Here is a 21098-nt window from a genome sequence, read left to right as displayed (position 1 = left end):
CTCGTAATATTATTCAAAGACTACTTTTATCCCTCCCCAAACCGCTTTTAATCCAGGAGTACATCCATGAGCACTTATGACGTCGTGATACTCGGTGGTGGCCCCGGTGGCTACAACGCAGCGATCCGTGCGGGCCAACTGGGATTGAAGGCGGCCTGCGTAGAAGGACGCGCCACGCTCGGCGGCACCTGCCTGAACGTCGGTTGCATGCCCTCCAAGGCTTTGCTGCACGCGTCTGAACTCTACGATGCGGCCATGGGTGCGGAATTCGCCAACCTGGGTATCGAGGTCAAACCCACGCTCAATCTCGCCCAGATGATGAAACAGAAAGATGAAAGCGTGACCGGGCTGACCAAGGGCATCGAGTTTCTCTTTCGCAAAAACAAGGTCGACTGGATCAAGGGCTGGGGGCACATCGACGGGCCGGGCAAAGTCACCGTGACGGACAGCGCCGGGGGCAAGACCGAACTGAGCTGCAAAGACATCATCATCGCCACCGGCTCCGAACCCACTCCCCTGCCCGGCGTGGACATCGATAACCAACGCATCCTCGATTCCACCGGCGCACTGTCACTGACGCAAGTACCGAAACACCTGGTGGTGATCGGCGCCGGGGTGATCGGCCTGGAGCTGGGTTCGGTCTGGCGGCGCCTGGGGGCGCAAGTGACCGTGGTCGAATACCTTGATCGGATCTGCCCGGGGGTGGACGGCGAAGCAGGCAAGACCCTGCAACGTTCATTGAGCAAGCAAGGCATAAGTTTCAAGTTGAGTTCAAAAGTGACCAGCGCCACAACCTCTGTCACCGGTGTTCAGCTCAGCATCGAGCCCGCCGCGGGCGGTACCGCCGAATCGCTGGAAGCCGATTACGTACTGGTGGCGATCGGACGCCGGCCTTATACACAAGGCCTGGGGCTGGAGAACGTCGGTCTCGCCACGGACAAACGCGGCATGCTCGCCAACAAGGGGCATCGCACCGAAGCCGCGGGTGTCTGGGTAATTGGCGACGTGACGTCCGGCCCGATGCTCGCGCACAAGGCTGAAGACGAAGCCATGGCCTGCATCGAGCAGATCGTCGGCAAGGCCGGCGAGGTCAATTACGACTTGATTCCCAACGTGATCTACACCAAACCCGAGCTGGCCAGCGTCGGCAAGACCGAAGAGCAACTGAAGGCCGAAGGCCGTGCCTTCAAGGTCGGCAAGTTTCCCTTTACCGCCAATAGCCGGGCGAAGATCAATCACGAAACCGAAGGCTTCGCCAAAGTGTTGGCCGATGAGCGTACCGACGAAGTGCTCGGTGTGCACCTTGTGGGGCCGAGCGTCAGTGAAATGATTGGCGAATATTGTGTGGCCATGGAGTTCAGCGCGTCCGCCGAAGACATTGCCCTGACCTGTCATCCACACCCAACCCGGTCCGAAGCCTTGCGTCAGGCGGCGATGAATGTAGAGGGGATGGCGACGCAGATGTAAGCCTGGAGATTGGCGGCGATCGATCTATCACCATCGTCGGAACGCCGCCCGGAGCAAGTTCACTCCTACAGGGGATTTGTGATCGCCACAGATCCAACGTGGGAGCGGGCTTGCTCGCGAAGAGGTCGCTCCGATCTAAAGCGGTAAATGTCCTAACGGCAGCGCCCCCGGTGTTTTAACCGTATGGATCGCAAAGTTGCTGCGAATATCGCTCACACCCGGCAGCGTCAACAAACACCCGGTGAGAAATCGGTCGTAGGCGCGTAGATCCGGTACCACCACCTGCAGAAGAAAATCCGATTCCCCCGACACCAGAAACGCCGAAACAACTTCCGGCAACGCGGTCACCGCAAGGCGAAAGGCTTCGGCCTGCTCGTCGTTATGGCGCTCGACTTTCACCCCGACGAACACGGTCAGCCCGAGCCCGACTTCATCCCGATCCAGACTGGCCTGATAGCCACGAATCACGCCGGCCTCTTCCAGCATCCGCACCCGTCGCAAACAGGGTGAGGCAGACAGACCGATTTCTTCAGCCAGTTGCACATTGCTCAGGCGACCGTCCCGTTGCAGCGCGGCGAGAATCTTGCGGTCGTAGGCGTCCAGTTTCATCGTTTGGCAGATCCCGCTGGTTGAGCTGTGATTTATTGGCAGGTTATGCCAAAACTGGCCGCGTTAGAAGCAAACTACGCAAGCACATGCCCTGCCCTCCGCCCCTAGACTGGCGCTACTGAATCGACAACGAACAGGGGTGCAACATGGCGGGACTGTGGCTGTTTTTCATGGCGCTGGCAGTGGTCTATCTGTTACCGGGCCCGGACATGATCCTGCTGCTGCAAACAGGTGCCCGTCAGGGCAAACGTGCCGCGTTGGCCACGGCGGTCGGCCTGGGTATCGCCCGCGGTTGTCATGTGGTGCTCGCGGCGTTGGGGTTGGCGGCATTGTTCAAGGCGGCTCCCTGGACCTTTGACCTGGTGCGCCTGCTCGGTGCGGCCTACCTGCTATGGATCGGTATCCAATGTCTGCGCACGACGATGCTGCCTAGCCTGAACGGTCCAGGTGCGACGGATGAAAAACCACGCTGGGGCGAAGCGATCCGTCGCGGCCTGCTGACCAATCTGCTCAACCCCAAGGCGCTGCTGTTCTGCTCGGTGTTGCTGCCGCAGTTCATCGATCCACTCAAGGGGCCGGTGCTCGCACAATTTGCGGTACTGGGTCTGGTGTTGGTCGGTGTCGGTTTGCTGTTCGACAGTACCTACGCATTGACCGGTGCCGCGCTGGGTCGTTGGCTGCAACGCAGCCCCGGCGCCCAGCGCCTGCAACAATGGCTGTTCGGTAGCCTGCTGATCGGTTTCGCCGTGCGGCTGACCTTTGTTCAACAGGCTTGAACCTTATTGCGCCTTGCGACGGCGGATGATCAGCAGCAGCGCCACTGCCGTTACCCCAATTACGCCACCGTATTGCAAAGGTTTTTTGTAGGGACGCAGCACCGCACGCACGGAATCTGTCGCTTGGGTGACATAGCGCTTGTCAGCGTTCGGGAAGTCGGGATAAGGGCAATGATGTCCAAAGCCAGCCGCCCAGCTCACATAGGGACCTTCCTTCACATAGCGTTGATAGAAAGCCCTCTGCTCTTCAGGGCTGGAGTTCCACGACGATGCAGCACACAGCACGGCTGCAAAAGCCTGGCTGGTATGAGGCAGGTGGTCGGCGGCGCGACTGGCCAATGCGGTGGCAACAAATCGATAGTGGTAGCGTTGATCGGGCTGTGCAGCGCTCGCTTGCTGGCGACGGACTTCATCCTCGGTCACCACAGGGCCAACCTTCAGCTCACTAACGGCAAGACTGTAGTTGCCGTCGAAGGTCGCATAATCAGGCGCCATCTCGTAGCCCAGCAGCGCCATGCCATCGTAGCGAGCCACTGTTGCTGCGTGGAAGTAGGCGAACGCCCTTTTACTCGGCCACCATTTGGATTCGGCATCGTTGCGTAGCTGCCCGTACCACGTGGCCTTTTGTTGTAACTCGACGCTGTCGAAGTAAGGCGCTGCTTCGTCGTATCGCTCTTCGCGCAACAATCGCCGCCCAAGCAAATTGCGCAGCTTCGCCGCCACCGGCAATGGCACATAGTTATCGCGGTCCTGCTGGCTCAGCGCTGGCGGCGCCGGTACCTGGGTGTCGACGTATTGCTTGAGCTCATCCACCGTCAGCACTCGCTCGGCAACGGTGGCCGCGTCCAGCCAATAGATGTCCTGGCTGCGATACAACTGATCGAACGCTTGCAGATAATCCCCGCGTTGCAGCGCAAGAATCGCGCTTTCGCCCTCGACGCGGCACTTGGGCTGGAGTGTTTCGTAATCGTAGTCCGGCGTTCTGCGATCGCCCCAGGTTTCATTCTGCGGGAAGGCCTGGGCGGCCTTGGCATAGGCAGCGGCTGCAGCGGCTTTATCGCCTGCGCGCACCGCCAGTTTTGCCCGCAGCCACCAAGCCAGCCCGCCCTCCCCGGCATGTTCAAGGAAGGCCTGGGCGCTGGCGTAATCACCTTGTTGATAGTTCATTGCCGCCAGGCGATCGGCGTTATCGAGGCTACCGCGCGTGCTGTTTTGCAGCAGTTTGATCAGTTTCAGCTCGTTCGGCGGTTGATCACCGAATGACCATCCGAGTCGGCTGATCAACGACGCCGTCACCAGCTGTTGCACCGGTTTGCCCTTGAGCAATCCGACCAGTTGATCCTCCGGCATCGCCGCCAGATCGGCCATCAACAGCTTCAACGAGGTGTAACCCACTGCCGAACCCAGAAGGTTTTGCGTGGCATAGAGTTCGATGGCGCGATTCCAGTCACCGACCGTGCGAGCCACTCGGGCCTCTTCGCCGAGGCTGGCGACGCCCAGTTCCAGCGGGTCGCTGAAGCCATCGATGCTCAGCTGACGCGTTTGCTCAAAGGCTTTTCGGGATTGATCCAGCAGGTCCGGAGCAGCATCAGCCTGCGAACTCATGGCAAACAACGCGCGACCTAATGAGTAGGCAGCCCAGGTACTGCGCAAGGCCCGTTGATCTGCGGGCAGCGCCAGCACCTGACGGAAGTATTCGGCGGCCAGCGTTTGATCGCCGGCATTGAAGGCCACCGCGCCCGCCAGATAGAACTTGAGCTCGGCGGGCAGGCTCGCGCCCTGTGCTTCAACCTGACGGGTATCGGCCAGACCACGCAATTGTTTCACCAGCGCCTGCTGTTCATTCGTCAAACCCGTCTGCTCGGCCTGATCCCGCTGCTCGGCATGTTCGGAGACTTCACCATATGATTGGCCCGGGACAAGGGTGGCTACCGTGACAGGCTTGAGACCGGCAATCGCATGACCGAGGCGACTCACCTCGAAACGGAAATTGCCTTCCGGCAACTCCGCCAGGGATTGACCTCGATTGTCCAGCAGCCGCATGGGGAAATCCGGCCCGCACGCCATGGCCGCCAATGGCAGGCTGAGGCTCAGACTGAGCAGATGACGGGGCCAGTTACGGGTGAACATTCGAAGCTCCTTGATCAATTTTTTCGCAGCGTGCCCAACCAATGGCGCGCTGTCCGCCAGCCGCAATCCGACCTTCGCGCAGGCGGGTGAAGGTAAGCAGATTCGGGTCTTGTTGCAACGTATACCCGGCTAGCGCATCGGCCCCCTCGCAACCCTCTACCGCCAGGGTCACGCGCCCGGGCCAGGCGCTGTCGAGGTTGCCCTCACTGCTGATAGCGATATCAAAGAGGCGTTCGTGCTGCGTGAGGTTGAGCGCCAGATGACTGCTAAGGACCTCGCCACGGGACACCGCGCGCAAGGTTGTCAGGCTCCAGGCTCGACGGTCGTTGGCCAAAGGCAGGCGGAACCAGATCAGACCGGCCAGATGCGCCGGCGGATCCGCGCGCAACAGGGCAGCAAGTTTGCTCAATTGCAGTGGATCAGCCAACAACTCCTGACGCTGGCCGTTGCTTTCAATTGTTACTTCGCTTTCCACGACGGGCGCACCATCCACACTCGGCAACAACGCTACCCCGTAAGCCGGCAGGGCCAGAAAAAAAGGTTTCGAGGTGATGCGGCTCCAGGCCATTGCCCATTGTCGAGCGCGGTCGGGATCAAACAAGCCGCGGCGGGGATCGCTCACGGCATGTACCTGCAACACACTGCTATCGACGGTGGATAACAAGGCCGGCAACTCTGGACTGTCGAGCCACGCTGGCAATGCAGTGATGCTCAAGGCCATGGACGGCGGTAGAACAGAATGCAGGTGCACAAGAAATTCACGATAGTCAGCTAGCCGGGCATTACCCGCATCGTGGTCGATTTCCACGCCGGCGAGGGCCAACCCCTGCTCCTGCCAATCGCTGATCAGTTGTTGGATCTGTTGCGTGACCTCGTCCTGGTTCAGCGACTGAAGCTGGCCATCAAGGCGAATTACTGCAATCAACGACCGGCCATCACGCTTGAGCAGTGCCGGATCGATCCGCGCCCGACTCCAGCCTGCCTGAGGGAATGCCTGTAATGCCAGCACTCGCAAGGTGGAAAAATCGGCGCGACTGTCCTGCAACGCCGCTTCGTGCGCGGGGGTCCATTGTCGTTGCCAGACATAGAGTTGTTGATCGAGTGGCGGTGCGTCCTGCTGTTCGCAACCACCGAGCAGCGCCAGCGTCATCAGTGAGACGATCACGCGAGTGAGGAAAACCATGAGAAAACGCCTGTCCCTGAAATGCACAAAGGGCCTTCTCGGCCCTTTTTCGTTCTGCCCCTACCCTACTCAGCCATCGATCTGCAGGCAATGGTTTCCGTGATGATCCCTCAGAGGTCCAGGACCAAAGGCTGCGTGCCCTGAGCCGGCACTGCGCAACAGATCAGCACCTCACCTTCATCCGGGACCTCCGCTGGGGGCTGTGGATAGTTGACCTGGCCACTGATCAACCGGGTCTTGCAGGTCCCGCAAGAGCCGCCACGGCAACTGAATTCCGGATGCAATCCGCGGCTTTCCGCCAGCTCCAGCAGACTGCCACCGTCCGGTTGCCAGCGAGCCTCCTTGGCCGAGCGCTGGAACACCACCGGCACCGAGGTGGTGGCCGCTGGCGGTTGTTCGATGACTACGGCGTCAGGGTCGGGCCGACGGCGTAACGTTGAGGGACCGAAGGTTTCGGCATGAATTCTGGCGTCGCGAATATCCAGTTCGCGCAGGGCGTCATACATCGCCTGGGTAAAACTGCCGGGGCCGCAGAGGACAAAATCCAGCTGATCGTAGTCCTCGACCTCAAGCAATTCCGAGAGCCGTGGAACATCGATACGTCCCGTCAAATCGAAATCTTCGCCCTCCCGAGCCTCCGGCTCCGGTTGACTGAGCAGGCGCACTACCCTGACCGCGTCGCCGGCATCCTCGAGCAAGCGGTTCACCTCTGGACGAAACGGTTGATCGGCCAGCGTGCGCGAACTCTGGAAGAACCAGGTCGGGCGGATACGGCGGGTGCGCAAGCCTTGGTAGACCACCTCACGCAACATCGACAGCAGCGGCGTAATTCCCACGCCCGCAGCCAACAACACCAACGGCCGACGTTCATGGGGTTCAACGGTGAAATGCCCCTGGGGCGCCCGGGCCTCCAAAACGTCACCGACGCTAACCTGTTCATGCAGGTGCGAAGACACCCGACCGTCACGCTTCACACTGATACGGAAAAAGTCATCCGAAGGTGCACTCGACAGGCTGTAGGTGCGGATATGCGTTTCGCCATCGATGTTGAAGCGCAACGGTAAATGCTGCCCGGCGTGGAACAACGGCAATCCGGCGCCGTCGGCTGGCTCCATGTAGATCGAGCGGATGTGCTGGCTTTCCGCCTCGATCCGCACCACCCGCAGCGGTCGCCATTGATCACCCAGAGCCTTGGCTTGCAGGCGTGCCGCGGCTTGGGCCCAAGTTCCCGTCAGCAGGCTGGTGGGTGAAACACCTTCAAAGCGCCAGCGTAAAGCAAGGGCGGCGGGACGACGAACAACCTGTTCCACGTGGAACATCCACAAACGTTCGGCACCCTGAAACGCTTCAACCTGTGGGCCTTCAAGAATGATTTCGGTGCGCCCGCTGAGGTGCAACAGCTCACCGGAATTAAAATCAATGAACAACAAACCGGCCTTGGGATTGACCAGCAGGTTGCCCAAAGTATTGAAAAAAAGGTTACCGGCGAAGTCGGGGATGGTCAGGCGATTGCCTTCCACCTGGACGAAACCCGACTGGCCGCCACGGTGGGAAACGTCCACCGAACGCACGCCATCGACATCCACATAACTGGCGACAAAGAAGGTGTCCGCCTCGGCGATCATGGCCTTGGCCGCATCATCCAGTTCATTGAAGAGCTGGGCCGGACGTGTTGCAGGATCCTCCAGGGGGACCGTTTGATACTGCCTCAGTTGGATGTATTGCGGGCAGTTGCCATAGGACTGATCCACTGTCACGGCAAATCCGCTCGCGGTCATCGCGCCGATATGCCCATTGATGCGATTGCGCCGGCGGGTATGCAGCTCAATGCCCAGCAGACCGATCGCCGCACCCGCGCTCAACTGCGCAGGATCATCACCAGCCGGCAAGCTGCTGAACTGCAACAATCCCGGTTCAGGTGAATGGGCGAAGCCCGGTTCACCTTCAAGCACGCTGGCCCAGGGATGACCGTGGGCATCGACCGCGCCGTACACCATGAACGGAAGCTGCTGATAGAAGCTGCGATGTTGATCCGGCATATGGTCGCGAATCACCCTGCGACCGAGAACGTCCATTCGCTCGCTGACGCCAATATGCGCCTGCAACTCTTTTTCGCCAGCATGCCAAGGTGAATGGTCCATTGCGGCGTCTCCCCTGCGCCATCGGCACAGCGTGAAGGCCCGACAAGGTCGGGCGAAAAATATCAGGCAGTTTTTTGCAGGCCGGCGACAGTGCGTGGCATGCCGACAAAACCGGGCAAGGCTTCGACCCGTGCCAGCCAGGCGCGGATGTTGGCGTAGTCGTCCAGCGACACATTGCCCTCCGGTGCATGGGCGATGTAGCTGTAGGCCGCCACGTCGGCGATGGTCGGCTCGCTGCCGGTCAGGAAAGGCGTGTTGGCCAGTTCGTGATCGATCACCTTGAGCACGCTGTGGGCGTATGGAATCACTTCATCGGGGTTGTACGGCGCCCCAAACACCGTGATCAGTCGAGCCCGGGCGGGGCCAAAAGCAATGGGCCCGGCAGCGACCGACAACCAGCGCTGCACTTTGGCGGCACCGACCGGATCGGCTGGCAGCCAGCGACCGTTACCGTATTTTTGCGCCAGGTAGACCAGGATGGCATTGGAGTCCGCCAGCACCACACCCTGATCGTCCAGCACCGGAACCTGTCCAAAGGCGTTGAGCGCCAGGTACTCCGGTTTTTTGTGCTCGCCCTTGGCCAGGTCGACGAAGATCAGCTCAGTCGGCAGTTGCAGCAGCGACAGCATCAGTTCCACACGATGAGCGTGGCCGGAACGTGGGAAGTTGTAGAGCTTGATTGCTTGCATGGTCGACTCCGCAGGTCAGTGGCGCTGTCAGGAGAGATCAGCACCGATGGCGGTCATCTTCCACTAGCCACCAAAACAACAGAATAACCAGCGAACGCAATCCATTATTTCACCCACTGAAACAAACATCACTCCTGCAGTGCCGGATGCTCTCGAAGTGTCTTCACCGTAAAGTCGACAAAACTGCGAACTCGCGCCGCGGCCTTGCGCCCACCCTGGTAGAGCACATGAATGGGCAATGGCGGCATTTCGAACTCCGCCAGAACGACCTCAAGCTCCCCGGCCGCCACTTTACTCGCCGACTGATAGGACAGCACCCTGGTGAAGCCCAGCCCGAGCGCGGCGGCATTAATGGCCGCCTGATTCGCCGTCACTGTCAGGCGCGGTTCTGCTCGGACACTCAATGGCTCACCCCGCTCGAGGAACGGCCAGTGTTTTAACTGGCCAATGGCGGAAGTCGCAATAATCGGCGCCTGAGCCAGCTCTTGCGGATGTTTTGGCCGACCATAGGTGGCCAGAAGTTGCGGCGATGCACAGATCACACGCCGCACTTCGCCTACTCTAATTGCGTGCTGGTTGCTGTCAGGCAACCCACCGATGCGTATAGCCACATCGACGCCCTCCTCCACCACACTCACTATCCGGTCTACCAGCAGTGCATTGATCGTCACGTCGGGAAATTGTGTGAGAAAACTCACCATCAGCGGAGTGACGAACAACTCACCGAATAAAACCGGCGCCGTGATCGTCAGTTGCCCACGGGGCTGGGCGTGACTTCCCGCCGCTGAGTCCTCAGCTTCCTGCACCTCGGCGAGAATTCTCCGACAGTCCTCCAGATAGCGCTGACCCGCCTCGGTCAAGTACACAGTGCGCGTAGTGCGCGTGAACAGCTGCGTGCCGATTCGCTTCTCCAGCGCCGCCACTGCCCGGGTGACACTGGCGGCGGACATGCCCAAACGCCGGGCCGCCGCCGAAAAGCCCTGGTCCTGGGCGACGGCGGCGAAGACCTGCATTTCCTGGAAGCGGTCCATGGGTGAGTCCTCGATTCAGATAAAAAAAATCGCAACCAGATGGCTGCGATTTTTAAGGTTCGATCAGCTGTGGATAACTTATTCTACAGTCACCGATTTCGCCAGGTTGCGCGGCTGGTCGACGTCGGTGCCTTTCAGCACGGCCACGTAGTACGACAGCAACTGCAGCGGGATGGTGTAGAGGATCGGCGACAGGATGTCGTGGATATGCGGCATCTGCACCACGTGCGTGCCTTCACCATTGGTCATGCCGGCCTTCTCGTCAGCGAAGACGATAAGTTCGCCGCCACGCGCACGAACTTCCTGGAGGTTGGACTTCAGTTTCTCCAGCAGTTCGTTGTTCGGCGCCACTGTCACCACTGGCATGTCGTTATCCACAAGCGCCAACGGGCCGTGTTTCAACTCGCCTGCAGGGTAGGCTTCGGCGTGGATGTAGGAAATTTCCTTGAGCTTGAGCGCCCCTTCCATCGCGACCGGGAATTGTGCGCCACGGCCCAGGAACAGGGTGTGGTTCTTCTCGGCGAACAGCTCCGCTATTTTTTCCACAGTGCTGTCCATCGCCAGCGCTTCACCCAGACGGGTTGGCAAGCGACGCAGCTCTTCGACCAGCGTTGCTTCAACGCCTTTGGCCAACGAGCCGTGAACCTGGCCCAGGGACAGGGTCAGCAACAACAGACCGACCAATTGCGTGGTGAAGGCTTTGGTAGACGCCACGCCGATTTCGCGACCGGCCTGGGTCAGCAGGGTCAGGTCGGATTCACGCACCAGCGAGCTGATGCCGACGTTGCAGATGGCCAGGCTGGCGAGAAAACCCAGTTCCTTGGCATTGCGCAGCGCCGCCAAGGTGTCGGCGGTTTCGCCGGACTGGGAGATGGTCACGAACAGCGTGTCGGGTTGCACCACGACTTTGCGGTAGCGGAACTCGCTGGCGACTTCGACCTGGCACGGGATGCCCGCCAGTTCTTCCAGCCAGTAACGGGCAACCATGCCGGCGTGGTAGCTGGTGCCGCAGGCGACGATCTGCACATTGCGCACCTTGGCGAACAGCTCAGCGGCCTGTGGGCCGAAAGCCTGGACCAGCACGCCGTTCGGGCTCAAGCGACCTTCCAGGGTGCGCTGCACCACGGACGGTTGCTCGTGGATTTCCTTGAGCATGAAATGGCGGAATTCACCTTTTTCCGCCGCTTCGGCGCCGTCGCGATACTGCACGCTCTCACGCTCGACAGCCTTGCCGCTGATATCCCAGATCTGCACGCTGTCGCGGCGAATTTCGGCGATGTCGCCCTCTTCCAGGTACATGAAACGGTCAGTCACCTGACGCAGCGCCAATTGGTCGGACGCCAGGAAATTCTCACCCAGGCCCAGGCCGATCACCAGAGGGCTGCCACTGCGGGCCGCTACCAGGCGATCCGGTTGATGCGCGCTGATCACCGCCAGGCCGTAAGCACCGTGCAGCTCCTTCACCGTTGCCTTGAGGGCCTCGGTCAGGTCGGCGATATCCTTGAGTTTATGGTTCAGCAGGTGAGCGATGACTTCGGTGTCAGTGTCCGAGGTGAACACGTAACCCAAGGCTTTCAGTTGTTCACGCAGGGCTTCATGGTTTTCGATGATGCCGTTGTGCACCACGGCCAGATCGCCCGAGAAGTGCGGGTGCGCGTTGCGCTCGCAGGGTGCACCGTGAGTGGCCCAGCGGGTGTGGGCAATGCCCAGGCGACCGACCAGCGCTTCTTCGGCCAGTGCCTGCTCGAGCTCGCTGACCTTGCCCGGGCGACGCACGCGCTCGAGCTTCTGATCGTTGGTGTACACCGCCACGCCCGCGCTGTCATACCCACGGTATTCCAGACGCTTGAGGCCTTCGACCAGGATGGCGGTGATGTTACGTTCTGCGACTGCGCCGACAATTCCACACATGTTATTTCTCCTGACTGACAGCCGCGCAAATCAAAGTGATACCGCGGGCTTGTATCTGATCCCGCGCTTCGAGCGACAGGCGATCATCGGTAATAAGGGTATGGACGCTGCTCCAGGGCAGCTCCAGGTTGGGAATCTTGCGACCGATCTTGTCGGCCTCCACCATCACGACCACTTCACGGGCGACTTCGGCCATGACCCGGCTCAGTCCCAGCAATTCGTTGAAGGTGGTTGTACCGCGGACCAGATCAATACCATCGGCACCGATGAACAATTGATCGAAGTCGTAGGAGCGTAGGACCTGCTCGGCGACCTGTCCCTGAAAGGATTCAGAATGCGGGTCCCAGGTGCCGCCGGTCATCAACAGCACCGGCTCATGCTCGAGTTCGCTCAAGGCGTTGGCGACGTGCAGGGAGTTGGTCATCACCACCAGGCCCGGTTGCTGGCCCAATTGCGGAATCATCGAGGCAGTCGTGCTGCCACTGTCTATGATGATACGTGCATGTTCGCGAATGCGAGTGACGGCTGCGCGGGCGATGGCCTGTTTATAGCTGGAGATGGGTTGACTCAGGTCGGCAACTAACTCCTGAGGCAGGGTGATCGCACCGCCATAACGACGCAGCAGCAGGCCGTTGCTCTCAAGGGCCGCCAGATCCTTGCGAATCGTAACTTCAGAGGTTTCGAAACGCTTGGCAAGCTCATCCACACTGACTTCACCCTGCTCATTGAGCAAGGCAAGAATGTTGTGGCGTCTCTGGGGCGTGTTGCGCTTCGACATGATTTGGTAAGTTTCGATTCGAAAGATAACGAAAGCAATCAAACCCTATCAGGGAAACTTCGTCAAGCGACTAACAATAAAAAGACCTGTGGATAAAAACATTAACGGCAAGCCTCCTGAGCTAGCGAGACTTGCCGATTAATATAATTGACAGCCTGTGAATAACTGCTACCCATCATTCAGGTGTGGATAACTTAGCTCTTCTTGATCTTTACCGGGCGCTTCCAGCCATCGATATTCTTCTGGCGAGCCCGACCAACCGCCAACTGCGCTTTATCCACAGTTGAAGTAATAGTAGAGCCGGCCGCGGTGGTCGCACCGTCCAGGATATCCACAGGTGCAACCAAAGAGTTGTTGGAACCGATAAATACGTCTTCTCCCAGCACGGTTTTCCACTTGTTGGCGCCATCATAGTTGCAGGTGATGGTGCCGGCGCCAATGTTGGTGCGCGCACCCACTTCGGCATCGCCCAAATAGGTCAGGTGGCCGGCCTTGGCACCTTCGCCCAGATGAGCATTTTTCAGTTCGACAAAGTTACCCACATGCGCCCGCGCTTCGAGCACAGTGCCTGGACGCAAACGCGCGAACGGGCCGGCATCGCTGCCTTCGCCGAGAATAGCGCCTTCGATATGGCTGTTGGCCTTGATCACCACGCCTTTACGCAGGGTGCTGTCCTTGATCACGCAGTTCGGGCCGATCACCACGTCATCTTCGATGAGGACGTTGCCTTCGAGGATCACGTTGATATCGATCAGCACATCGCGACCCACGCTGACTTCACCGCGAACATCAAATCGGGCCGGGTCGCGCAGGGTTACGCCTTGAGCCATCAAGCGACGGCCGGCGCGCAGCTGATAATGACGCTCAAGATCGGAAAGCTGCTTGCGGTCGTTGGCGCCCTGCACTTCCATGGCGTCGTGGGGTTGTTCGGTGGCCACCACCAGACCATCGTTAACCGCCATTTCGATGACGTCGGTCAGGTAATACTCGCCCTGGGCGTTGTTGTTCGACAGACGACCGGTCCAGTCGGCCAGGCGATCGGCGGGTACCGCAAGAATGCCGGTGTTGCCTTCGTTGATGGCGCGCTGAGCTTCAGTGGCGTCCTTGTGCTCGACGATGGCGCAGACCTTTCCGTCAGCGTCGCGAACGATTCGGCCGTAACCGGTTGCATCATCCAGCTCGACGGTGAGCAGGCCCATCTGCCCTGGCACTACCAGCTTGAGCAAGCGCTGCAGGGTTTCGATTTCAATCAACGGTACATCACCGTAAAGCACCAGCACGGTGTCGGCCTTGATGAAGGGAACTGCCTGGGCCACGGCATGGCCGGTGCCCAATTGTTTGTCCTGGAGGACGAAGTTCAGATCGTCAGCGGCCAGGCGCTCGCGCACCACATCCGCACCATGGCCGATCACCACGTGAATGCGCTGTGGATCAAGTTGTCGGGCGCTGTGGATAACATGGCCAAGCATCGAATTGCCGGCAATCGGGTGCAAGACTTTCGGCAGGGCCGAACGCATGCGGGTGCCTTGGCCAGCAGCGAGGATAACGATTTCAAGAGACATGACTGGCTACCAATCCTGGGTGGTCAGCGGCTGCGACCAACGTGATGAATTTCGGAAAGAAAAAAGGGTAGCCGAGGCTACCCTTTTTAATCAATCACACAACAAGCGCAGCCTTAGTGGCCGAACTTCTTGCGGATCTGCTGGACGGTGCGCAGCTGAGCTGCGGCCTCGGCCAGGCGTGCGGCAGCGGAGCCGTAATCGAATTCCGCGCCACGTTCATGCAAGGCCTTCTCGGCAGCCTTGACGGCTTCCTGAGCAGAGGCTTCATCCAGGTCGGCAGCACGTTGCACGGTGTCGGCAAGAACCTTGACCATGTTCGGCTGAACCTCGAGGAAACCACCGGAGATGTAATACACCTCCTCTTCCCCGCCCTGCTTGACCAGGCGGATCGGACCTGGCTTGAGATTAGTGATCAGCGGCGCGTGACCCAGAGCGATACCAAGATCACCCAGTGCACCGTGCGCAATCACCATCTCGACCAGACCGGAAAAGATTTCCCCTTCCGCGCTGACGATATCGCAATGGACTGTCATAGCCATCTGATTGCCTCAACCTAAATTAGCGCCCGTTTCCGGGCGCCGGGATTACAGTTTCTTGGCTTTCTCGATCGCTTCTTCGATGCCGCCAACCATGTAGAACGCTTGTTCTGGCAGGTGGTCGTAGTCACCGTTGAGGATGCCTTTGAAGCCAGCAATGGTGTCTTTCAGGGAAACGTATTTACCCGATGCACCGGTGAAGACTTCAGCCACGAAGAACGGCTGCGACAAGAAACGCTGGATCTTACGAGCACGGTTTACCAACTGCTTGTCGGCTTCCGACAGCTCGTCCATACCCAGGATCGCAATGATGTCCTTCAGTTCTTTGTAACGCTGCAGAACGTACTGGACGCCGCGAGCGGTGTCGTAGTGGTCCTGGCCGATTACGTTCGGGTCCAGCTGGCGCGAAGTCGAGTCCAGTGGGTCTACCGCTGGGTAGATACCCAGGGAAGCGATGTCACGGGACAGAACGACGGTGGCGTCCAAGTGGGCGAAGGTGGTCGCTGGCGACGGGTCGGTCAAGTCGTCCGCAGGTACGTATACCGCTTGGATCGAGGTGATCGAACCTTCCTTGGTCGAAGTGATACGTTCTTGCAGAACGCCCATCTCTTCAGCCAGGGTCGGCTGGTAACCTACTGCCGAAGGCATACGGCCCAGCAGTGCGGATACTTCAGTACCGGCCAGGGTGTAACGATAGATGTTGTCGACGAACAGCAGAACGTCGTTACCTTCGTCACGGAACTTCTCGGCCATGGTCAGGCCAGTCAGTGCTACGCGCAGACGGTTTCCCGGCGGCTCGTTCATCTGACCGTAAACCAGTGCCACTTTGTCCAGAACGTTGGAATCCTTCATCTCGTGGTAGAAGTCGTTACCCTCACGAGTACGCTCACCCACACCGGCGAACACGGAATAACCGCTGTGCTCGATGGCGATGTTACGGATCAGTTCCATCATGTTTACGGTTTTGCCTACACCGGCACCACCGAACAGACCAACTTTACCACCCTTGGCGAACGGGCAAACCAGGTCGATAACCTTGATGCCGGTTTCCAGCAGGTCATTGCCGCCCGCTTGTTCAGCGAACGAAGGCGCTGCACGGTGGATGCCCCAACGCTCGTCGGTGGCGATTGGGCCAGCTTCGTCGATCGGGTTGCCCAGTACGTCCATGATCCGGCCCAGGGTCGCTTTACCGACTGGTACGGAGATGGCTGCGCCAGAATCGGTAACTTCCAGACCGCGCTTCAAGCCCTCGGTGGAACCCATCGCAATGGTGCGAACCACGCCGTCGCCCAGCTGCTGCTGAACTTCCAGGGTGGTTTCGGCCGCGCTCACTACTTTCAGCGCGTTGTAGATGCTCGGTACGCTGTCGCGTGGAAATTCCACGTCGATAACGGCGCCGATGATTTGAACGATACGTCCGCTACTCATAGCTGGATCCTCTGAATATTTGAACCGTTAAACCGCGGCAGCGCCGCCGACGATTTCCGAGATCTCTTGGGTGATCGCAGCCTGACGCGCCTTGTTGTAGACCAGCTGCAAATCGCTGATCAAATCACCGGCGTTGTCGGTAGCGTTCTTCATCGCGATCATCCGCGCAGCTTGTTCAGCCGCGTTGTTCTCGACCACCGCCTGGTAGACCTGCGACTCAACGTAGCGGACCATCAAGCCGTCAAGCAGCTCTTTGGCATCCGGTTCGTAGAGATAGTCCCAGTGGTGCTTGAGGTCCTGATCCGGGGTTGCCACCAGTGGAATCAATTGCTCCACGGTAGGCTGTTGCGTCATGGTGTTGATGAACTTGTTGGACACCACGGACAGGCGGTCAATACGGCCGTCCAGGTAAGCATCCAGCATCACTTTGACGCTACCGATCAAGTCGTTGATCGACGGCTCTTCACCCAGGTGGCTGATAGCTGCTACGACGTTGCCGCCGAAGTTGCGGAAAAAGGCCGCACCCTTGCTACCCACTACACACAGATCAATCTCGACGCCTTTCTCGCGGTTTACCGCCATGTCCTTGACCAGGGCCTTGAACAGGTTGGTGTTCAAGCCACCGCACAGACCACGGTCACTGCTCACTACGACATAACCAACGCGCTTGATTTCGCGGTCGATCATGAACGGGTGGCGGTATTCCGGGTTGGCGTTGGCCAGATGCCCAATAACCTGGCGGATGCGCTCCGCATAAGGACGGCTAGCTGCCATGCGCATTTGTGCCTTGCGCATTTTGCTGACCGCCACTTTTTCCATGGCGCTGGTAATTTTTTGCGTGCTTTTGATGCTCGCAATCTTACTGCGAATCTCTTTTGCGCCTGCCATGTAACACCTATCAGGTTAGCAAGCGGGAGCCTTGCGGCTCCCGCTGCGGCTTACCAGGTTTGGGTGGCCTTGAACTTCTCGATACCGGCTTTCATGCCAGCGTCGATTTCGTCATTGAAGTCACCTTTAACGTTGATCTTCGCCATCAAATCGGCGTGATCGCGGTTGAAGTAAGCAATCAGCGCTTGTTCAAAGCTGCCGACCTTGGTGATTTCGACGTCAGTCAGGAACCCACGCTCAGCGGCATACAGCGACAACGCCATGTCAGCGATCGACATTGGGGCGTATTGCTTCTGCTTCATCAGCTCGGTAACGCGCTGACCATGCTCAAGTTGCTTACGGGTCGCTTCGTCCAGGTCAGAAGCGAACTGGGCGAATGCCGCCAGTTCACGGTACTGAGCCAGAGCGGTACGGATACCACCGGACAGCTTCTTGATGATCTTGGTCTGAGCGGCACCACCCACACGGGATACCGAAACACCGGCGTTCACTGCAGGACGGATGCCCGAGTTGAACATGGCCGATTCCAGGAAGATCTGACCGTCGGTGATGGAAATCACGTTGGTCGGAACGAACGCGGAAACGTCGCCAGCCTGGGTTTCGATGATCGGCAGTGCGGTCAGGGAACCGGTTTTGCCGGTCACTGCGCCGTTGGTGAACTTCTCTACGTACTCTTCCGAAACGCGGGATGCGCGCTCCAGCAGACGGGAGTGGAGATAGAACACGTCGCCTGGGTAAGCTTCACGGCCTGGTGGACGGCGCAGCAGCAGGGAAATCTGGCGGTAAGCCACTGCTTGCTTGGACAGATCGTCATAAACGATCAGCGCGTCTTCACCGCGGTCGCGGAAGTATTCGCCCATGGTGCAACCGGAGTACGGTGCCAGGAATTGCAGTGCAGGAGATTCCGAAGCACTGGCAGCCACGATGATCGTGTTGGCCAGGGCGCCGTTTTCTTCCAGCTTGCGAACCACGTTGGCGATGGTCGATTGTTTCTGACCGATGGCTACGTAGACGCAGAAAATGCCGCTGTCTTTCTGGTTGATGATCGCGTCGATCGCCAGAGCGGTTTTACCGATCTGACGGTCACCGATGATCAGCTCACGCTGGCCACGGCCGACAGGGATCATGGCATCGACAGCCTTGTAGCCAGTCTGTACAGGCTGGTCTACCGACTTACGCCAGATCACGCCTGGAGCAACTTTCTCGACCGCGTCGGTCTCGGTGTTGCCCAGTGGACCTTTGCCGTCAACAGGGTTACCCAGTGCGTCGACTACGCGACCCAGCAGTTCCTTACCAACCGGAACTTCGAGGATGCGGCCGGTGCACTTGGCGCTCATGCCTTCAGCCAGAGACTGGTAAGCGCCCAGTACTACGGCACCTACGGAGTCTTGCTCCAGGTTGAGAGCCATACCGAAGACGCCGCCCGGAAACTCGATCATCTCGCCGTACATTACGTCGGCCAGACCGTGAATCCGCACGATACCGTCAGATACGCTGACGACAGTGCCTTCGTTACGGGCTTGGGAGGTCACATCGAGCTTGTCGATGCGGCCCTTGATAATTTCACTTATTTCGGAAGGATTGAGTTGCTGCATTGCTCTGCTGCCCCTTCAAACTCAAGATTTCAATGCTTCGGCAAGTTTCGCGATTTTGCCGCGAATCGAGCCATCGATAACCAGGTCGCCGGCGCGGATTACGACACCACCTATCAGGGCAGCATCCTCCGCAACTTGCAGGCGCACTTCCCGGTTGAGTCGTGCACTGAGAACCTTGGCGAGTTTGTCTTGCTGTTCTTGGTTCAATGCAAAAGCACTGGTCACTTCAACGTCTACCGACTTCTCTTGCTCGGCCTTGTACAGGTCGAACAGAGCGGAGATCTCCGGCAACAGCGGGAGACGGTCGTTTTCGGCAACGACATTGATGAAATTCTGTGCCTTGGCATCGAACTTGTCGCCGCACACGTCAATGAACGTGGCGGCCTTTTCTGCGCTCGTCAGTCGCGGGGCCTTGAGCACGCGCAGCATGGTGTCGTCTTGCGACACCGCTGCTGCCAGGCCGAGCATGGCTGACCAATTGGCCAGTTGCTGGTGGGCCTGAGCGTGCTCGAAGGCCGCCTTAGCGTAAGGTCGGGCCAACGTGGTCAGTTCTGCCATGATCGCCCTCGCTTAGATTTCAGCAGCCAGTTGGTTAACCAGCTCTGCGTGCGCGTTTTGATCGATTGCTTTGCCCAGGATCTTCGAAGCACCATCAACGGCCAGAGTACCCACTTGGGCACGCAGCGCGTCTTTGACACTGTTCAGTTCCTGTTCGATCTCGGCCTGAGCCTGAACCTTCACACGGTCAGCGTCGATACGGGCTTTTTCAACAGCCTCTTCAACGATCTGGTTACCGCGTTTCTTGGCTTGCTCGATGATTTCAGCTGCCTGAGCTTTCGCTTCGCGCAGTTGCTGACCCGCTTTCTCTTGGGCCAACTCCAGGTCGCGAGCTGCACGGCTGGCAGCGTCCAGACCATCAGCGATCTTCTTTTGACGTTCGTGCAGAGCCGCGATGACCGGAGGCCATACGAACTTCATGCAGAACAGTACAAAAATCAGGAACGCAACGGACTGGCCAATCAGGGTCGCATTAATGTTCACGCCAACACCTCGCAGTTACGTTGTCCATCACACCAAATTACCCGGAATATCCGAGTAATCAGCCAGCGATCTGACCAACGAACGGGTTCGCAAAGGTGAAGAACAGAGCGATACCAACACCGATCATGGTTACGGCGTCGAGCAGACCGGCAACGATGAACATTTTGACTTGCAGCATTGGAACCATTTCTGGCTGACGCGCTGCGCCTTCCAGGAACTTGCCGCCCAACAGGCCGAAACCAATTGCGGTACCCAGTGCGCCCAGGCCGATCAACAGTGCAACAGCGATAGCGGTTAGACCAACTACAGTTTCCATCTTTCCTCCCGACTTTTACGTCGTATGGTTTAGGTTTTTTTAATTTAAAGCGGTAAAACAAATCGTTTCAGATGCCCCGTGAGGAGCACCCTCCCGTTTGACCGGGAGGGACATCAGACTAGTCGAGACTGGTCTTAATGGTTTTCTTCGTGCGCCATCGACAGGTAGACGATGGTCAGCATCATGAAGATGAACGCCTGCAGGGTGATGATCAGGATGTGGAACACAGCCCACGCCCACTGCAGAACAACGCCCAGGCCACTAAGCCAGAGCAGACCGCTGCCGAACATCACAGCAATCAGGATGAAGACCAGCTCGCCGGCATACATGTTGCCGAACAGACGCAGAGCCAGGGAGATCGGCTTGGCGATCAGGGTCACGAATTCCAGCAGGAAGTTCACCGGGATCAGCAGGGCCTGAACGAAGATGTTCTTGCTGCCGAACGGGTGCAGGGTCAGTTCGCCGATGAAGCCGCCGATACCCTTGACCTTGATGCTGTAGAAAATGATCAGTGCGAAAACCGACAACGCCATGCCCAGGGTCGCGTTCGGGTCGGTGGTCGACACGGCGCGGAACGGGATGTGAGGGTCACCGGAGATCAGGATGGCCAGCTGAGGAATCCAGTCGACCGGTACCAGGTCGACGGCGTTCATCAGGAACACCCAGACGAAGATGGTCAGTGCCAGCGGTGCAATCACCGGGCTACGGCCATGGAAGCTGTCTTTCACGCTGCCATCGACGAATTCGACCAATACTTCAACGAAGTTCTGCAAAGCACCTGGTTGACCGGAAGTCGCTTTCTTCGCCGCCATGCGGAAAAGAAGAACGAAGATCAGACCCAATGCGACCGACCAGCCGAGAGTATCGACGTGGAAAGCCCAGAAGCCCATTTCCTTGGCTTCTGCTGCGGTGTGGGCAAAGCCCCAGCCGCCGGTAGGGTGCTGACCGAAGGTCAGGTTCTGCAAGTGGTGCTGGATATAGCCCGAAGCGGTTGTTTCTGCCATGGTTGCCTCAAAC

General features: G+C 58.8%; 19 protein-coding genes. 2 read left to right on the top strand and 17 right to left on the bottom strand.

Translation table 11 applies throughout. From position 1 onward, the window contains the following. Positions 1–66: 66 nt before the first annotated feature. Positions 67–1467, top strand: coding sequence for a dihydrolipoyl dehydrogenase (lpdA, locus tag SOP95_RS13975; RefSeq protein ID WP_274073766.1), 1401 nt, complete (start codon positions 67–69; stop codon positions 1465–1467). A gap of 135 nt (positions 1468–1602) precedes the next feature. Here lpdA and SOP95_RS13970 read toward each other — a convergent pair whose 3' ends face one another. Continuing rightward, on the bottom strand, positions 1603–2076 hold the full coding sequence (locus SOP95_RS13970) for an Lrp/AsnC family transcriptional regulator (RefSeq protein ID WP_274073767.1): 474 nt from the start codon (positions 2074–2076) through the stop codon (positions 1603–1605). 146 nt (positions 2077–2222) lie between these two features. On the opposite strand from SOP95_RS13970, the gene SOP95_RS13965 reads away from it, so the two are divergent. Next, entirely contained in the window at positions 2223–2852 is a 630-nt protein-coding gene (locus SOP95_RS13965) for a LysE family translocator (protein WP_323607378.1), read from the top strand. Between the two features lie 3 nt (positions 2853–2855). Here SOP95_RS13965 and SOP95_RS13960 read toward each other — a convergent pair whose 3' ends face one another. The 16 genes from SOP95_RS13960 to atpB form a co-directional block, all read right to left on the bottom strand. Then, complete coding sequence (locus SOP95_RS13960) at positions 2856–4982, bottom strand: hypothetical protein (RefSeq protein WP_323607377.1); 2127 nt, start codon at positions 4980–4982, stop codon at positions 2856–2858. Continuing rightward, positions 4969–6165 (bottom strand): DUF3142 domain-containing protein, encoded by a 1197-nt coding sequence (locus SOP95_RS13955; protein ID WP_323607376.1) that lies wholly within the window; start codon positions 6163–6165, stop codon positions 4969–4971. The genes SOP95_RS13960 and SOP95_RS13955 overlap by 14 nt, the downstream gene beginning before the upstream one ends. Before the next feature lie 110 nt (positions 6166–6275). Continuing rightward, the gene (locus tag SOP95_RS13950) at positions 6276–8306 is read right to left on the bottom strand and encodes a 2Fe-2S iron-sulfur cluster-binding protein (RefSeq protein ID WP_274073771.1); all 2031 of its coding nucleotides are present in this window, start codon (positions 8304–8306) and stop codon (positions 6276–6278) included. A 62-nt stretch (positions 8307–8368) separates the two neighbouring features. Then, complete coding sequence (locus SOP95_RS13945; protein WP_274073772.1) at positions 8369–8995, bottom strand: glutathione S-transferase family protein; 627 nt, start codon at positions 8993–8995, stop codon at positions 8369–8371. A gap of 128 nt (positions 8996–9123) precedes the next feature. After that, entirely contained in the window at positions 9124–10026 is a 903-nt protein-coding gene (locus SOP95_RS13940) for a LysR family transcriptional regulator (protein ID WP_323607375.1), read from the bottom strand. A gap of 78 nt (positions 10027–10104) precedes the next feature. Further along, positions 10105–11937 (bottom strand): glutamine--fructose-6-phosphate transaminase (isomerizing), encoded by a 1833-nt coding sequence (gene glmS, locus SOP95_RS13935; protein ID WP_323607374.1) that lies wholly within the window; start codon positions 11935–11937, stop codon positions 10105–10107. A gap of 1 nt (position 11938) precedes the next feature. After that, on the bottom strand, positions 11939–12718 hold the full coding sequence (locus SOP95_RS13930; protein ID WP_274073873.1) for a DeoR/GlpR family DNA-binding transcription regulator: 780 nt from the start codon (positions 12716–12718) through the stop codon (positions 11939–11941). A gap of 191 nt (positions 12719–12909) precedes the next feature. Beyond that, positions 12910–14277: a bifunctional UDP-N-acetylglucosamine diphosphorylase/glucosamine-1-phosphate N-acetyltransferase GlmU gene (gene glmU, locus SOP95_RS13925; protein ID WP_323607373.1), complete on the bottom strand. Its 1368-nt coding sequence runs from the start codon at positions 14275–14277 to the stop codon at positions 12910–12912. A 113-nt stretch (positions 14278–14390) separates the two neighbouring features. Further along, positions 14391–14816, bottom strand: a complete 426-nt coding sequence (locus SOP95_RS13920; RefSeq protein WP_007969909.1) for a F0F1 ATP synthase subunit epsilon — start codon at positions 14814–14816, stop codon at positions 14391–14393. Between the two features lie 45 nt (positions 14817–14861). Further along, positions 14862–16241 carry a F0F1 ATP synthase subunit beta gene (gene atpD, locus SOP95_RS13915; protein WP_020797984.1) on the bottom strand — a complete coding sequence of 460 codons (1380 nt, stop codon included), beginning with the start codon at positions 16239–16241 and terminating at the stop codon, positions 14862–14864. Between the two features lie 27 nt (positions 16242–16268). After that, the gene (gene atpG / locus SOP95_RS13910) at positions 16269–17129 is read right to left on the bottom strand and encodes a F0F1 ATP synthase subunit gamma (RefSeq protein ID WP_008064595.1); all 861 of its coding nucleotides are present in this window, start codon (positions 17127–17129) and stop codon (positions 16269–16271) included. A gap of 50 nt (positions 17130–17179) precedes the next feature. Further along, complete coding sequence (atpA, locus tag SOP95_RS13905; protein WP_274073776.1) at positions 17180–18724, bottom strand: F0F1 ATP synthase subunit alpha; 1545 nt, start codon at positions 18722–18724, stop codon at positions 17180–17182. Between the two features lie 21 nt (positions 18725–18745). Continuing rightward, positions 18746–19282, bottom strand: a complete 537-nt coding sequence (locus SOP95_RS13900) for a F0F1 ATP synthase subunit delta (protein WP_274073777.1) — start codon at positions 19280–19282, stop codon at positions 18746–18748. A 12-nt stretch (positions 19283–19294) separates the two neighbouring features. Continuing rightward, the gene (locus SOP95_RS13895) at positions 19295–19765 is read right to left on the bottom strand and encodes a F0F1 ATP synthase subunit B (RefSeq protein WP_274073778.1); all 471 of its coding nucleotides are present in this window, start codon (positions 19763–19765) and stop codon (positions 19295–19297) included. A gap of 58 nt (positions 19766–19823) precedes the next feature. Then, positions 19824–20081, bottom strand: coding sequence for a F0F1 ATP synthase subunit C (atpE, locus tag SOP95_RS13890; RefSeq protein WP_003097235.1), 258 nt, complete (start codon positions 20079–20081; stop codon positions 19824–19826). A gap of 134 nt (positions 20082–20215) precedes the next feature. Continuing rightward, positions 20216–21085, bottom strand: a complete 870-nt coding sequence (gene atpB / locus SOP95_RS13885) for a F0F1 ATP synthase subunit A (protein ID WP_274073779.1) — start codon at positions 21083–21085, stop codon at positions 20216–20218. Positions 21086–21098 lie beyond the last annotated feature (13 nt).

This window comes from Pseudomonas sp. YuFO8 (assembly GCF_035065025.1).
GTDB classification, from domain to species: Bacteria; Pseudomonadota; Gammaproteobacteria; order Pseudomonadales; family Pseudomonadaceae; genus Aquipseudomonas; species Aquipseudomonas putida_AE.
This window is presented reverse-complemented; position numbering and strand designations above follow the sequence as displayed.

Excerpts from the sequence above, each read along its gene's own strand:
- SOP95_RS13960 (WP_323607377.1), bottom strand. The coding sequence starts at position 4,982 with ATGTTCACCCGTAACTGGCCCCGTCATCTGCTCAGTCTGAGCCTCAGC.
- SOP95_RS13945 (WP_274073772.1), bottom strand. The coding sequence starts at position 8,995 with ATGCAAGCAATCAAGCTCTACAACTTCCCACGTTCCGGCCACGCTCAT.
- SOP95_RS13965 (WP_323607378.1), top strand. The coding sequence starts at position 2,223 with ATGGCGGGACTGTGGCTGTTTTTCATGGCGCTGGCAGTGGTCTATCTG.
- atpE (WP_003097235.1), bottom strand. The coding sequence starts at position 20,081 with ATGGAAACTGTAGTTGGTCTAACCGCTATCGCTGTTGCACTGTTGATC.
- SOP95_RS13970 (WP_274073767.1), bottom strand. The coding sequence starts at position 2,076 with ATGAAACTGGACGCCTACGACCGCAAGATTCTCGCCGCGCTGCAACGG.
- glmU (WP_323607373.1), bottom strand. The coding sequence starts at position 14,277 with ATGTCTCTTGAAATCGTTATCCTCGCTGCTGGCCAAGGCACCCGCATG.
- SOP95_RS13950 (WP_274073771.1), bottom strand. The coding sequence starts at position 8,306 with ATGGACCATTCACCTTGGCATGCTGGCGAAAAAGAGTTGCAGGCGCAT.
- glmS (WP_323607374.1), bottom strand. The coding sequence starts at position 11,937 with ATGTGTGGAATTGTCGGCGCAGTCGCAGAACGTAACATCACCGCCATC.
- SOP95_RS13900 (WP_274073777.1), bottom strand. The coding sequence starts at position 19,282 with ATGGCAGAACTGACCACGTTGGCCCGACCTTACGCTAAGGCGGCCTTC.
- SOP95_RS13940 (WP_323607375.1), bottom strand. The coding sequence starts at position 10,026 with ATGGACCGCTTCCAGGAAATGCAGGTCTTCGCCGCCGTCGCCCAGGAC.
- atpB (WP_274073779.1), bottom strand. The coding sequence starts at position 21,085 with ATGGCAGAAACAACCGCTTCGGGCTATATCCAGCACCACTTGCAGAAC.
- SOP95_RS13920 (WP_007969909.1), bottom strand. The coding sequence starts at position 14,816 with ATGGCTATGACAGTCCATTGCGATATCGTCAGCGCGGAAGGGGAAATC.
- atpG (WP_008064595.1), bottom strand. The coding sequence starts at position 17,129 with ATGGCAGGCGCAAAAGAGATTCGCAGTAAGATTGCGAGCATCAAAAGC.
- lpdA (WP_274073766.1), top strand. The coding sequence starts at position 67 with ATGAGCACTTATGACGTCGTGATACTCGGTGGTGGCCCCGGTGGCTAC.
- atpA (WP_274073776.1), bottom strand. The coding sequence starts at position 18,724 with ATGCAGCAACTCAATCCTTCCGAAATAAGTGAAATTATCAAGGGCCGC.
- SOP95_RS13955 (WP_323607376.1), bottom strand. The coding sequence starts at position 6,165 with ATGGTTTTCCTCACTCGCGTGATCGTCTCACTGATGACGCTGGCGCTG.
- atpD (WP_020797984.1), bottom strand. The coding sequence starts at position 16,241 with ATGAGTAGCGGACGTATCGTTCAAATCATCGGCGCCGTTATCGACGTG.